Origin of the sequence: Parafilimonas sp., from assembly GCF_051953455.1 — a bacterium.
GTDB lineage: Bacteria > Bacteroidota > Bacteroidia > Chitinophagales > Chitinophagaceae > Parafilimonas.
This window is the reverse complement of sequence record NZ_JBQCIT010000014.1, coordinates 300,523-313,453: the sequence shown is the minus strand read 5'-3', so window position 1 is coordinate 313,453 and position 12,931 is coordinate 300,523. Positions and strand designations below refer to the sequence as shown.

Below are 12,931 nucleotides of genomic sequence, written 5' to 3'. Positions count from 1 at the left end.
ATCTTGAAACGATATTTATTAGTCTGATAGTACCAGACACTTTATTTTTCTTTTTTCTTGTATGAGTGTAAGCCCATATTTTTCTAATGCTTTATTTAAAGTTTCAGGCTTTTCATATGCCCAGTTTAATTTAATGTCATACTTACCCTCTAATCCAGTTTCATCAATTACTGGAGCATCTTCTAAATATCCTTTTTCATTACTCAAGTAATCTACTAAAGAACTAATTGGCTGATTCAGACCTTCATAATTTGGTCCGTAAAACTGCTTTGAAGGCGATGAAGTTTGTGACTCTTTAAGTTTACTTGTGTCCAAAGCTTTCAATATGTAAACCACTCGTTCCTTTATAACTTCTCTTGCCTTGATTGGAAATGTCGTGCCGGCAATTGCCTGTCCAACTTTATATAAATCAACTTCTGAAGGTTTTAGTTTATACAATTTAAGACAATAAAGATTTATAGGAGTATACTCGGTCAATTCTCTGTTTTTGATGCTATCTATTATCCAACTATGCGCAGGTAGCTTAAAAACTTCTCTAAACAATGATGGCAAAGTGAAATTGTTAACCTCTAAACTATCGTTACTCTCTATTACCGACGTGTTTTTTTCCGGATCATATTTTGTCACTTCGAATTTATACAAATCGATAGGAAAACCATCAGTAGTTGATTTTTTAAAATCATTTTTGACCTTTAAATTTATCTCACGATCATTATAAAGATTGCTTAGTACAGAAGATGTAATTTCTTCGGGATAAGTTATAGCGGCAATTCTTCCTTTTCGATTAATTATTACAGTATGAGGAATAACTTTATGGGGGAAAAAATTATTAAAGCTACTGTCTGAAACAAAATAAAATGTGTAACCAGTATTTTGAGCAAATTGTTTAACTTTTTTAATAGGCTCGTCTGAAATTGCTAATACAATAATATCTGTTTTAAAAGGTTGGTAAAGATTATAGAGCTCCTGCATACGCTCTAAACATGGTGCACACCATGTAGCCCAAAAGTCAATAATAATTACTTTTCCCTTGAAATCAGAAAGTTTATTTTTCTGAATATTATTTTGTTTAATGATAGCATTAAAAGTGTAGTCTGGCATATTTTCACCGATGTGCAATGCAGCAAAATTATTTTGGCCTTTTGCAAATAAACCCATACCAAGTAAAAACGAAATAATTATAAATCGCGTGATGCTCATATTATTAATAGTATAGTTGCATTATAAGCAAGAAAGATTAATTGAAATGCCATAGAGCTAAATTAAAACTTATTGCAAATGCTCATGCATAATTAACACATCATAGAGGATGTTCTAATTAAAAAACATTTGCATGATCATAATTACATCATAATATGATTTGCTTTAGTGATCTCGATTTTATTACAGAATGTGTAACTCCATCAATAATTATAAAAGACTACCCGATAAGGTAGTTTTTTAATAAAAGTTAATAGATACAATTTTGATAATTAAAAATACTTGTAACTTGTTTTAAATATTTTGGTTACATAGTCGTGAGAAAGATTTAAATTCATGTAATAACTCAAGCCCACAATAGAAAATTACTTAAATAGCATAGAATAGCCTTGATTAGTATATGAGAAGATTAGTAAATAGCACTAAACTAACATAAACAAATAGCGCCTTCACAATATATATCTGAATAGTTTTTAAGAACATGATATTGATTATTGAATATAAACAAGTATTATATCTATTATAATTAGAAATGACTTTTGTTTCACTTATTATTTTTTAATCTCTTAATTTCTAAACATGAAAAAAAAAGTATTTAGTAAGATTTCCGGCGCTTTGACAGCTGGATTTTTGTTAGCCGCAACTTTTCACCCAACTTCAAGTAAAGCTAATGTTGACGATGGGGGGTCGACTACCATCACCTGTCCAGAAGGAGACACATATAAGTGTTATACTCAAGGCACACTAACTGTTTATAAGGGAAAAGGGGATACTATTATTAAACCTTCTTAAGTTATTTTTTAATCTTTTAATTTATAAATATGAAAAAGAAATTGTTTGGTAAAGTTTCCGGTATACTAACAGCAGGGTTTCTATTGGCTGCAACTTTTCATCCAACGGCAAGTAAGGCCAACGTTGATGACGGCGGTTCTACTACAATTACTTGCCCTGAAGGTGACACCTATAAGTGTTATGAATTTTCGAATGGCGGCGTTGTTTATAAAGGGAAGGGAGACACTATTGTTAAACCTTCATAATCTAAATTTTTAAATCTATAAACATGAAAGACAATATACATGCTAAAGTTGCAAGTATTTTAAGTGCAATGTTTTTGTTAGCTGCAACCTTGTATTCGAACTCGAGCAACGCAAATGTTAATGATGGTGGTGGAACTGAAGTCCATTGTCCTGACGGCAATACTTACGTGTGTGCAACAATGACTGATTCTGGTGGCCATCAGATTACTGCTTATAAAGGAAGTGGATCTACTACAGTAGTTGTGAATTAAGAAATTTAAAGTTAGGCCTACACAAGCTTCATACTGTGCCGAAAACTATTTGTTCTTGGGGCATGGTCAAAATGAAAATCATATACTCTAAAGTTTAAGCTCAAGAGTCATTTATTGATTCTTGAGCTTTTTTAAAATAATGATAATCAATTGTAAATAGTTTTAAAAGATAATGTAATTAAATAATTTTAATGAAAAAAATCCTTAAAAATTTACTGCTAATACTGTTGGTCTTTTTTATTTTATCATTCTTTGCTTATAAATTTTATTGGACCCGGGAAAGTAAAAGAGTTTCTTTTTCTCAAGAAAGAAAATATAGTAAATCTCCAGATTTAATTAAATTTTATCACTTAAATTTTGAGCCCGCAAAAATACGAGAGATTAATGATTCCGTGCTTTTAATAGAAGATTTACAAGAAAATAAACTTGTCTTATTTAATAAATTTAGTAACAAGCTAAGCACTTACTTTGAAGAAAAAGGAGATACTGCAAAAAATCATAAACTAATTGAAGGAATTGATATTGACAACAGTCGAATTTTTGTATCAGATAGTAAAAAGAAACAGATAACAGCTTATGATTTAAATGGAACCATTTATTCTTACGATTCAATAAATTTTGATTTTGCAAGATCAATAAAAATTCAGGGTGATAGCATCTTTTTATTTCAAAGGTCTATAACCAAAAATTATCGGCCGGTTATAAATTTTGCTACTGCAAATATTAAGACATCAAAAGTTATTAAAGATGATATTTTTAATAACGTCTTTAATAATGAAGCTAATTCTGATATGATTAATGATGGTTTTCTCGTGAACGCTGGCAAAGTCTTCTTTTATATTTGTTATCAGGTACCACAATTTTTTTGTTTTGATAAAAATATGGTCCTTTTATATAAGGCTAATTTAATTTACAATACACCTAATCCAGTGATTAAGAACCTAGGAAGAATTAGATATGTTGAGAGTTCTTACATCGGAGTGACTAATGCAACTTTTCGTAATGATTCCTTATTCATTCTCTCAAATATTGGAGATAAATCTTATAAAGATAAAAGGATAGTAGATATATATAAGATTGCCGATGGCAAATATGTTCACTCTTTCGTCGCACCTAATGAAGGAAGCTATATTCCGACTGAAATATATAAAGGTAGAAACTACTCCTATTTTGTTTATAAAAACGGTTTTGGTTGTTTCAAAAACTAAGATCACTGAAAACACCTTCTAATTAAAAGACCTCTATTTGTTGAATTAATATTTTATTAATGAAATTAAATGTTTTGAAACAATTAATAACTTATTTGCTAACTCTTTTATTTACATATACATCAATGTTGAAAATAATTGATTACCAAGATTTCGTTATTAAGCTTTTAAAATCTTCCATACTGCCAACAGAATTCGTAGGATTTATATCATATTTTATTCCTACAATAGAGATATTAACTGTAATCCTGCTATTGTTTAAAACAATTTGGGGATTGTATGCTTCTTTTATTTTAATGTGTGCATTCACCTTTTATCTCGTTCTATTAAATAGCTACTCAAACTATTCTGGATGTTCTTGTGGTGGTATATTGAATAATTTAAGCTTTAAATCGCACTTGGTTTTCAACATTTTCTTTATTGTTTTAAGTGTGCTGGGAATTTTTTTATATTCTTCAGAAAATAAGGCAACTAAAAAATAATTGGATATTTCTCTTTTGTTCTATTTACTGGAAATATAAGAGCATGCCCACAGAGACTTTGATATGCAATGGTGTCAACACAAGTTGACCATCTATAAAACAAAGGGTTGGTATCACTATAATATATAAACATATAAATCCTTACAAGTTATTGCTAGAAAATTTTAATTTTTAACCATGTGTTCCCTTTTAAAAAAAAGAACGGTAATATTCCTTTTTTTGTTACCAGCCTTTTCATCTGCTATTTATTCGCAAAATGTAACAATTAGCGGAAGAGTTTTGGATACTTCAAATCATGAATTTATTTCTAGCAGCTCTATTGCACTAATTAAACTCGAAGATTCGATTCTCGTAAGATACACATGGACTGATTCTATTGGAAAATTCAGGTTAGAGAATATCAATTCAGGAAAATATATTCTAATTGTATCACATCCTAACTATCCAGATTATGTTGATGCTATTGTAACGAAAAATGAAGCTAATCTACTTCTTCCAGATATTGTTCTCAGTACGAAAGAACACTTGTTAGAAGAAGTTGTAGTAAGGCAAACTGTTTCTGCTATTAAAATAAAAGGAGACACTACTGAATATATAGCTGATAGTTTCAAAGTTCAACCTAATTCTACTGTTGAAGAATTACTGCGAAAATTGCCCGGCATGCAAGTCGACAAGTTTGGCGTAATAACATTTCAAGGCAAAAAGGTAAAAAAAGTGTTGGTTGACGGCGAAGAATTTTTTGGAGATGACCCTACCTTGATAACACAAAACATACGGGCTGATATGGTTGATAAAGTTCAAGCTTATGATAAAAAAAGTGAGCAAGCAGCATTTTCTGGCATTAATGATGGAATTAAAGATAAAACAATTAATATAAAGCTTAAGGCAAATAAGAAGAATGGATATTTCGGAAAGGTGAATGGCGGAGCTGGATCTAGTGGCTATTTTGATAACCAAGCGATGATTAATCTATTTCGTGATAAAATGAAATTTGCTTCTTATGCTATTATATCAAATACAGGTGTAGGAGGTTTAGGATGGAAAGATCAACAGAATTATGGAGATGTTGCAAACAGCGGCGTACAAATCGGAGACGCAGGTGATCTTAGCATTTCCATTTCTAATGATGATGAGGGAATAAATTCTTGGTCTGGTAACTATGATGGCAGAGGTTTACCTCTAGTTCAGACCGGTGGATTACATTTTAATAATAAGTGGGATGATGATAAACAGTCCATCAACACAAATTATAAGACGTCTAATCTAAATATTAAAGGAAATTCTAAAACTGTATTCCAAAATAACCTGCCAGGCCTTAAAAATTTTGGTAATCAATCTGAATCTTTCTCTGGATTAAACTTTCGTAATAAATTAAATGGAACCTATGATCTGGAGATAGATTCTTTTTCATCAGTAAAAATCTCTTTTGATGGATCAACTGGTCATAAAACTACCACTAATAGTTATGAATCTGAAACATTTGGGGAGGACAGTTTATTAATAAGTGATAATACAAGGGAAATTAAAGGCAGGGGAGACAACAGAACCTTAATTAGCAGTATTCTCTGGCGTAAGAAATTTAAAAAGGCGGGTCGTACAATATCAATAAGTTTTAATGAAAACTATGTTTTAAACGATATAAATGGGTTCCTGTATTCCAAAACTTTTTTTAAAAAAATCGATAGCATTAGCGTAATCGATCAAAAAAAAATCAGCAATACTTCAGGATTTAATTTTACGTCTAAAGCAATTTATACCGAGCCACTATCGACCTCTTCGAGTTTGGCTATTAACTATGGTATTATAGTAAATAACATTAAATCTCGTAGAAAAACTTTTGACAAATCTACTCGCGGAGATTATAGTATATTAAATGAAGAATTTAGCAATAATTATCAGTATAAGCAATATACATATCTGCCAGGTGTAAGCTATAATTATTCGAGCAAGAAATGGCTAATTAATTTTGGAAGTAATATTGGAATAACAAGTTATAAGCAGGACGATATTGACATTGACACATCAATACGCCGTAATTTTATCAATTGGTATCCGCGGGCCATGCTTGCATATTCTTTTTCTACTCAAAGGCGGCTAAGTATCAACTATAAAGGAAATTCTCAACAACCATTAATTAACCAATTGCAGCCTGTTATTGTAAATGAAGATCCTTTTAATCTTGTTGTTGGCAATCCAGGTTTAAACCCTTCATTTAGAAATAATTTTCAGGTGACTTTTAATGATAATAAAGATGTAGCGCAACGCTATTTTTATGCTACTATTAGCTATTCTTTCACAAGAAATGGTATTACAAATTATACTACGACTGATACTTTAACCAGTATTACAACTTCCCAGTTTGTAAATATTAATGGAAATAAAAATTTGACATTATATAGTAGTTATGATTTTAGTTTAAAAAAGCCTGATTTAAATATTAGCCTTAACCTTAACACTAATTTTAATAATTACGTTAATTATGTAAATGGAATTTTAAGCAAAAACCGATCTGCGTTTTATAGCGGAGGTATTTATGTTGGAAAAACTAAAGTTGAAAAATATGACTTAAGGATAGATTTGACAGGTGGCTATAATACTTCAAAATCAAATCTTGAAGCAGCAGGTATAGTTAAATACTGGACATACAATTTGCACCCAAGCCTAATCGTATTCTTGCCTTTTAAGATGCAGTTACAATCTGATCTTAACTATAATTTTCAGCAAAAATCTTTAATTTTTGATAATAATATTCGCAGGGCTATTTGGAATGTAGGAATAAGTAAAAAGCTTATGAAAAAGGATAATTTGAAATTTACACTTTCGTGTAATGACATACTTAATCAAAACATCGGCATATTAAGAAACATAAACACTAACTATATAACTCAAAACACCTTCACAACTATAAGAAGATATATTTTACTATCTGGTACTTTAAATTTTAATAAGAGTAAAAACTGAGGTTGCGGTTTTATAAACTAAACCAATTAATGATGAACACTTATAAATCAGGTATATTATTTATTTTAACGATAATCAGTAATGTATGCGTTAAGGGTCAAAATATCGCTCTTCTTCGAGAAGGGAGAATAGAGTTTGAAAAAAAGGTTAATATGTATAGTTACGTGGATGCGAACGATCAAAATATATATGGTCAATCCATTGAACAATATAAACAAAATAACCCCCAGTTTAAGTCAATATTATTTGACTTATATTTTAAAGACAATGAAACCCTTTACAAGCGATCATTAAAAAACACCCAGAGTGGAAATAGCTTGATTTGGAAATATTTCGATAGTGATAATTCAATTTATTTGAATTTCAAAGACGGAATTAGAATTAGTCAAAGAAAAATTTTTGAGCAAATATTTGTAATACAAGATACTATCGAAAATATCAAATGGAAAATTACAGAAGAGACGAGGGAAATTGCTGGTTTTCACTGTCGTCGCGCCAATGCAATTATCATGGATTCATTATATATCGTAGCATTTTATACTAATGCTATTAACTGTTCAGGCGGCCCTGAATCAATTAATGGTCTGCCCGGAATGATATTAGGGCTGGCTGTTCCTTCTTTACATTTTACAATATTTGCAAAGAAAATTTTCTCGGATCTAAATAACAATAGTGATATTGCGCCTCCCCTAATTGGCAAAAAAGTAACTCAAGAATCTTTTCAAAAAGCGTTGCATCCGCTTCTTCAAGATTACCAAAAAAATGAAAACAAAATCGAACAACTTATTATGTTTTAATACCGACTGTTACATATGTTCATCAGGCTGTATAACAATATTTTTTGTATTTGATTATCGGCATATTGGGGCATAAATTACAAAATACTTTCATTCGCCATTTCAATAATAGCATTTCTTACATCTTCTGCTTCACTGCCTTTTGAAAGAAATTTATCCACGCCGGCCGCAAGTATTTCTTCAATTATATAATCTTCATTATTTGTAGAGCAGGCAATAAGCTTAATTTTCGGCCACTGTTTTTTAATTATCCGGGCAGTTTCAAAACCATCTATTTCAGGCATGAACACGTCAAGAATGCATACGTCGGGCAGTTCTGTGGCCGACTTTATTTTATCTATGCAATCATATCCATTAACCGCTTTAAAGATTATTGTAAAACCATAACTGTTCAGTACTTCTGATAAAGCCTCACGAAAAAACTTATTGTCATCTGCAATGCCAAGCTTTATATCATTATTTGTATTAAGCATAACTGTTTCTTAAGATGAGTAAGTTTTATGTATTCCCTTTTTTGTTTGGTCAGGGTTATTCGGGTTTAGTGAGATGAGTCAGTGAACTATGATATAATACCTCATCAAATCCAGAAAAATTTTCAAACTGTTCTTTGTACCTGCTTAAAGTTTTGTATACGTTCTGAAGGAATTTTTTATCCCAGTTTTCCGCCAGCAGGGGTAATGCAATGGCGCATCTTGATTTAAAAGATTCACGATCATTCCCCAATAGCGAACTACATATTGCTGCAATGCAGCAACAAAGTATATTTATTTGTGTGCCAGACAGAGATATGCGTGAAACAGGTTCGCTATCAGGTGTTGAAAATGCAATGTGCAATTGCTTGTAAACATGTATATTAATATTTGCAGGCAAGTCAAATATTCCGGCACTAACCAACTTGCTATAGATAGCAAATGCTGACTTAAAAAACATGAAATGTGAATTGGTTGATGTCAGGCGCAATAAAACTGGTGAATCCGGCATATGAATATCAGACTTTTATATATTGAACTAAATGAAGTAAGCAGGCTAGTATATCAATACAATCGGTTATTGAAATATTTAAGCCATTGAACTTTTGGAATCTATGAGCATATATTATCGAGCTTTTAATTAATTTATTTATTAGTTGGTTTTGATGTTTATTTTGCTATATCAGCGCCGAAAATGTACAAGTGATATAAAAATACCACACGAAGCTTATGTTTTATGCATACCATCTAAAAACTACTCATTCGGGTAGATCTTGGCATATTTCGGATTTAGTTGTTTGCCATTTAATGTATTAATGCGGCTTAGTTTTTATTGTATTTATATAGTTGTAAAAGGTGCCCAATGTTATCATTGAGCTGTCTGCCTTTACTATTTTTTCGCCTTTTATATTAAGGATAAACTTAGAAGGGTAGCCGCTAATGTTTAGTTGCCCGCTCAGGTTTACTTGTGTATTATCGTAAACTACAGGAAATTGAATTTGATGTTGCTTAATTAATGCCTGAATATATTGTTCATTCTTGTTCGTGGTTGTAAAATCCGTATTTACTGAAACAAAAATTACATCAGTATTATTTTTTAATTTATTATAAAGATCATTTAAGGCAGGTATTTCTGCAATACAGGGTGAACAGGCAGAATACCAGAAGTCAACCAAAATGTATTTTGCAGCTTTAAGCTTTTCTGTCGGAATTGCATTTGCCATAAAATTCCATTTTTGTGGAAGCCTAATGGGATGTTTAACTGAAACAACGTAATCCATTCTTGTACGTTCTTTTTCGATTGCTCTGTAAATATCCAAACCATTTATAGGATCAACCTGCCTATACCATTCTCTTAAAGTGTCTGCCGGTAAAATGTCATTAGATATATTTAAAGCCAAATTATTCAATAGGGCTAAAGATTTTTCTTTTTCACCGGCTGCCATATAATGTCCGATAAGACTTTTAGCAAATGTTACAGCCCTGGGTTTGTAAAACTTATTACTTGAAATGCCGGTTAACAAAAAAGCATAAGCTGAATCAACATTATTATCAATAAAATATTTTTTGGATTCCAGTTCACACGAGTTATTATTCAAAATTGATAAAAGTTTTTTTAAAGAGTTGGTTGTATCAACATTAGCGTTTTGGAATGCAAGCAATTGCTGGCTTAAACTTTTTGCAATAGCATAAAGACACCCGAATGCACCTGTATCACTATAATATTTTTCCCCTATTATAATAGTGTTAGCTAAGGAGCCAGCCCAGATTAAATTTTGATCTAACAACAGAGGATTTTTGGAAATAAATCCAACATCTGTTTGCAAGGAAGGCAGCATATAGTTTCTATATAAATAAAATTCAATTGTATCGTTTATTTGATGGTTCGCTGCAATACTTATAACTGTCCAGAAGTAAGAATAGGCATCCAGGTTATTCAATACATTTTGTGGCAGGTTAGTCTTACTAGCCATGGAATCTAAAATGAACTGCTTCCATGCTTTATCAATTGCTGAAAACATGCTATCAACCTGTGAAGGTTCGTTGAATTTAAAAGAAGCCGAATGTTTTAAAAAGTGTTTTGCAATAAATTGCTGTTGATAATAATAGCGTGGTTTTGCCGGTTGTTTATTTTGGCTAAACACGGCTATGTTGTTAAAAGATAGTATAAGCAAAAAAAGCCTTAACGAACGCATTCCTGAACAGTTTTATTGTTAACGCAAAAAAAGCCTCCAAATTATATCGGGAAAATTCAGAAAAAGCATCTACTATCTCGCATTTATTCACTTGCAAATTGCTGAAAAGCAGCGATTAATTTTTAATTATTGTTTTATTTATGAGCTTGCAGGATCCCTGCAATTTTTACGATAAAACTGCTTCTTACTGCCCAGTTTTCTTTTATGCGTTTTATGGAACAAGCTTACCCGGTAAATGATCCGGTGAATTACTTTAAAGAGGCGGCTACAGATTTTGGTTATGAGAAGTAATAATATTAATTCAACAGCGCTTTCATTGTTCGTTCTGCGGACGCAACAAATCTTAGTTATTATTAGCTGCAGTTTTGTTACATTAAATAGTTACTCTTACTATCGCTTCTTAATATAAAATTAATTTTGTCAATTCGGTTTAGAGTTTAATCTTTGCTGCGGCTATTTAAAAGGCCCTAAACAGAAACCCTTTAAACTGCTAAAGCCTAAAAATTATAGTCACAGAAACCAATTACATTCTGAAGTTTAAAACCTGATTAATGGAAGCAATTTCGCGCATAAGGTCGTCTATATTTACATCTTTTGTTTGTAAAGAACATATTTAAAAGTTCTCTTTGCCCACGCTTCTAAAGAGATTTATGACAAGGAAAGACTAACTTCTATTTATTATCGGTTATAGGCCTTGGTTATGTACAGCTCAATATACTTGGACGCCATAAACTGAAATTTAAAATGAAAAAGACTATCACAACCCTCTTTTTTTTGCTGGCAATAGCAGGCTTTGTTACTGCCCAGGATAACAGCAGCGTAGATTTGGAAATTCCCGTTCTCCAAAGAGATTTGTCCCCAAGTATTGCCTCTATTGAAATAATGAGTAACCTTGGCGACTCCACATTTATGGGAATTTTACCTTCAGAATATCCTAATGTAAGAACCAATGTGATTATATCTAAAGGTGTTCAACGCTGGCTGCAGGAATATGTTGGCCAGGCTTTTAGCAGTTCTTTTGATACAAGCGGAAAAAAAGCCCTTTGGGTTTTTAATGCCTTAAGAGTAGGTAAGGATTCTTCTAATGCTGGAATAACATCTTTTGTAAAACTTTCGGCGGATATATATAACAATACACTCAGTGGGTATCAATTAGAGAATTTGTTCGATACGACATTGGTTTCAACTGATCCCAATATTGATCTTGGTGAAGAACTTGCTATTGCAATAAATACTCTATATGATAAATCTGTAGCAAATACTTCATCAGCTATAAAACAACAACTGCAGTTTAGCCAGATCGGAAATAAACCTTTGACCAAATCAAGTCTGATTCAATCTCTTCAGGCTGAAACCAATCTGAAAATTTTGTCAGACAGCATTTATCAAACGGGCGTATTTAAATCATTCCAGGAATTTATAGATAATGCTCCTTCTATAACAAATTTCTATACGCTGGTTGATTCAAACTCAAATCAAGTTCAATTATATGAGTTAACAGCAGACAGTTCTTCGCAATTGATTGCAAATGCCTGGGGAATAAGCATTAACAACGAACTGTATCGTTATCAGGATGGACAACTATACGCTATTGAAAAAGATGGCAGCAGCTTTACGTTATCAAAATACCTGGATTATCGTACGAGAAAGAACCAGGCTTTTTTCTGGCGCAGATACATTGGAAAGCGGCAAGGAGATGATAATCCATTTAATGACGCGCATGTTTATAGAACAGCATTAAATATCAATCCTTCCATAAAAGTTGAAGCAACACAACTGAATATGGCAACCGGTACAATAAGCATTGATTAATTCCTAAATCTTTTAAATATGAAAAAGCTTTTACTTATTCTGATCGTGATTATTGCAGATTTTATAGCTGCATCACAACTAAAAGCCCAAACATTGCCTGTAGGTTCTTGTGGCATTGTATATACATACGATCCAGCTGGTAACCGCACTAAAAGGGAATATGTCTGTAATAATGGCCTTGTCGGAGGAAATGACGAGGCGGTTGCAGAAAATGCAAAGATATCGATGGAGGATGTGCTTAAGGTTGACGTGCTTTATCCAAATCCGACGACAGGTATTTTTAGCGTAAAGTTATTTAAAGCACTTAATAAAGCCGTTGTAACGATCAGTAATGCTTCCGGAAGAACTCTACTCAAGAAAACAGAAAGCGGCAATATTTTAACCTATGACCTGTCACATTATCCTTCAGGAGAATACTTCGTTACCATAAAGCAGGATCAACATTCAATAACGATGAAAGTCATCAAGAGTAAATAACATAAGTTGTATACAACTGCTAAGGAAACTTCAAACAACCA

At 31.9% G+C, this 12,931-nt stretch carries 13 protein-coding genes; 9 read left to right on the top strand and 4 right to left on the bottom strand.

Annotated elements, in window-relative coordinates; all coding sequences use genetic code 11:
* Positions 1-18: 18 nt before the first annotated feature.
* Entirely contained in the window at positions 19-1,200 is a 1,182-nt protein-coding gene (locus ACTHN6_RS06025) for a redoxin family protein (RefSeq protein ID WP_440434824.1), read from the bottom strand.
* A gap of 579 nt (positions 1,201-1,779) precedes the next feature.
* Between ACTHN6_RS06025 and ACTHN6_RS06020 the strand changes: the two genes are divergently transcribed.
* From ACTHN6_RS06020 to ACTHN6_RS05990, 7 genes are all read left to right on the top strand, one after another.
* Positions 1,780-1,992 carry a hypothetical protein gene (locus tag ACTHN6_RS06020; RefSeq protein ID WP_440434823.1) on the top strand — a complete coding sequence of 71 codons (213 nt, stop codon included), beginning with the start codon at positions 1,780-1,782 and terminating at the stop codon, positions 1,990-1,992.
* Positions 1,993-2,021: 29 nt separating this feature from the next.
* Positions 2,022-2,237, top strand: a complete 216-nt coding sequence (locus ACTHN6_RS06015) for a hypothetical protein (protein ID WP_440434822.1) — start codon at positions 2,022-2,024, stop codon at positions 2,235-2,237.
* Between the two features lie 23 nt (positions 2,238-2,260).
* The gene (locus ACTHN6_RS06010; protein ID WP_440434821.1) at positions 2,261-2,488 is read left to right on the top strand and encodes a hypothetical protein; all 228 of its coding nucleotides are present in this window, start codon (positions 2,261-2,263) and stop codon (positions 2,486-2,488) included.
* A 191-nt stretch (positions 2,489-2,679) separates the two neighbouring features.
* Entirely contained in the window at positions 2,680-3,696 is a 1,017-nt protein-coding gene (locus tag ACTHN6_RS06005; RefSeq protein WP_440434820.1) for a hypothetical protein, read from the top strand.
* 59 nt (positions 3,697-3,755) lie between these two features.
* Complete coding sequence (locus ACTHN6_RS06000) at positions 3,756-4,178, top strand: MauE/DoxX family redox-associated membrane protein (protein WP_440434819.1); 423 nt, start codon at positions 3,756-3,758, stop codon at positions 4,176-4,178.
* Positions 4,179-4,355: 177 nt separating this feature from the next.
* Complete coding sequence (locus ACTHN6_RS05995) at positions 4,356-7,139, top strand: outer membrane beta-barrel protein (RefSeq protein ID WP_440434818.1); 2,784 nt, start codon at positions 4,356-4,358, stop codon at positions 7,137-7,139.
* Between the two features lie 29 nt (positions 7,140-7,168).
* Positions 7,169-7,936 (top strand): GLPGLI family protein, encoded by a 768-nt coding sequence (locus tag ACTHN6_RS05990; protein WP_440434817.1) that lies wholly within the window; start codon positions 7,169-7,171, stop codon positions 7,934-7,936.
* A 77-nt stretch (positions 7,937-8,013) separates the two neighbouring features.
* Here ACTHN6_RS05990 and ACTHN6_RS05985 read toward each other — a convergent pair whose 3' ends face one another.
* The 3 genes from ACTHN6_RS05985 to ACTHN6_RS05975 form a co-directional block, all read right to left on the bottom strand.
* Complete coding sequence (locus ACTHN6_RS05985) at positions 8,014-8,409, bottom strand: response regulator (RefSeq protein ID WP_440434816.1); 396 nt, start codon at positions 8,407-8,409, stop codon at positions 8,014-8,016.
* Between the two features lie 55 nt (positions 8,410-8,464).
* Positions 8,465-8,866 (bottom strand): hypothetical protein, encoded by a 402-nt coding sequence (locus ACTHN6_RS05980; protein WP_440434815.1) that lies wholly within the window; start codon positions 8,864-8,866, stop codon positions 8,465-8,467.
* Positions 8,867-9,218: 352 nt separating this feature from the next.
* Positions 9,219-10,427: a TlpA family protein disulfide reductase gene (locus ACTHN6_RS05975; protein WP_440434814.1), complete on the bottom strand. Its 1,209-nt coding sequence runs from the start codon at positions 10,425-10,427 to the stop codon at positions 9,219-9,221.
* Between the two features lie 918 nt (positions 10,428-11,345).
* Between ACTHN6_RS05975 and ACTHN6_RS05970 the strand changes: the two genes are divergently transcribed.
* Complete coding sequence (locus ACTHN6_RS05970; RefSeq protein WP_440434813.1) at positions 11,346-12,413, top strand: hypothetical protein; 1,068 nt, start codon at positions 11,346-11,348, stop codon at positions 12,411-12,413.
* An 18-nt stretch (positions 12,414-12,431) separates the two neighbouring features.
* On the top strand, positions 12,432-12,890 hold the full coding sequence (locus ACTHN6_RS05965; RefSeq protein WP_440434812.1) for a T9SS type A sorting domain-containing protein: 459 nt from the start codon (positions 12,432-12,434) through the stop codon (positions 12,888-12,890).
* The last annotated feature ends 41 nt before the right edge of the window (positions 12,891-12,931 follow it).

Bases quoted from the DNA above. Each gene is read 5' to 3' on its own strand.
- ACTHN6_RS06025 (WP_440434824.1), bottom strand. From the start codon at position 1,200: ATGAGCATCACGCGATTTATAATTATTTCGTTTTTACTTGGTATGGGT.
- ACTHN6_RS06020 (WP_440434823.1), top strand. From the start codon at position 1,780: ATGAAAAAAAAAGTATTTAGTAAGATTTCCGGCGCTTTGACAGCTGGA.
- ACTHN6_RS06015 (WP_440434822.1), top strand. From the start codon at position 2,022: ATGAAAAAGAAATTGTTTGGTAAAGTTTCCGGTATACTAACAGCAGGG.
- ACTHN6_RS06010 (WP_440434821.1), top strand. From the start codon at position 2,261: ATGAAAGACAATATACATGCTAAAGTTGCAAGTATTTTAAGTGCAATG.
- ACTHN6_RS06005 (WP_440434820.1), top strand. From the start codon at position 2,680: ATGAAAAAAATCCTTAAAAATTTACTGCTAATACTGTTGGTCTTTTTT.
- ACTHN6_RS06000 (WP_440434819.1), top strand. From the start codon at position 3,756: ATGAAATTAAATGTTTTGAAACAATTAATAACTTATTTGCTAACTCTT.
- ACTHN6_RS05995 (WP_440434818.1), top strand. From the start codon at position 4,356: ATGTGTTCCCTTTTAAAAAAAAGAACGGTAATATTCCTTTTTTTGTTA.
- ACTHN6_RS05990 (WP_440434817.1), top strand. From the start codon at position 7,169: ATGATGAACACTTATAAATCAGGTATATTATTTATTTTAACGATAATC.
- ACTHN6_RS05985 (WP_440434816.1), bottom strand. From the start codon at position 8,409: ATGCTTAATACAAATAATGATATAAAGCTTGGCATTGCAGATGACAAT.
- ACTHN6_RS05980 (WP_440434815.1), bottom strand. From the start codon at position 8,866: ATGTTTTTTAAGTCAGCATTTGCTATCTATAGCAAGTTGGTTAGTGCC.
- ACTHN6_RS05975 (WP_440434814.1), bottom strand. From the start codon at position 10,427: ATGTTTTCAGCAATTGATAAAGCATGGAAGCAGTTCATTTTAGATTCC.
- ACTHN6_RS05970 (WP_440434813.1), top strand. From the start codon at position 11,346: ATGAAAAAGACTATCACAACCCTCTTTTTTTTGCTGGCAATAGCAGGC.
- ACTHN6_RS05965 (WP_440434812.1), top strand. From the start codon at position 12,432: ATGAAAAAGCTTTTACTTATTCTGATCGTGATTATTGCAGATTTTATA.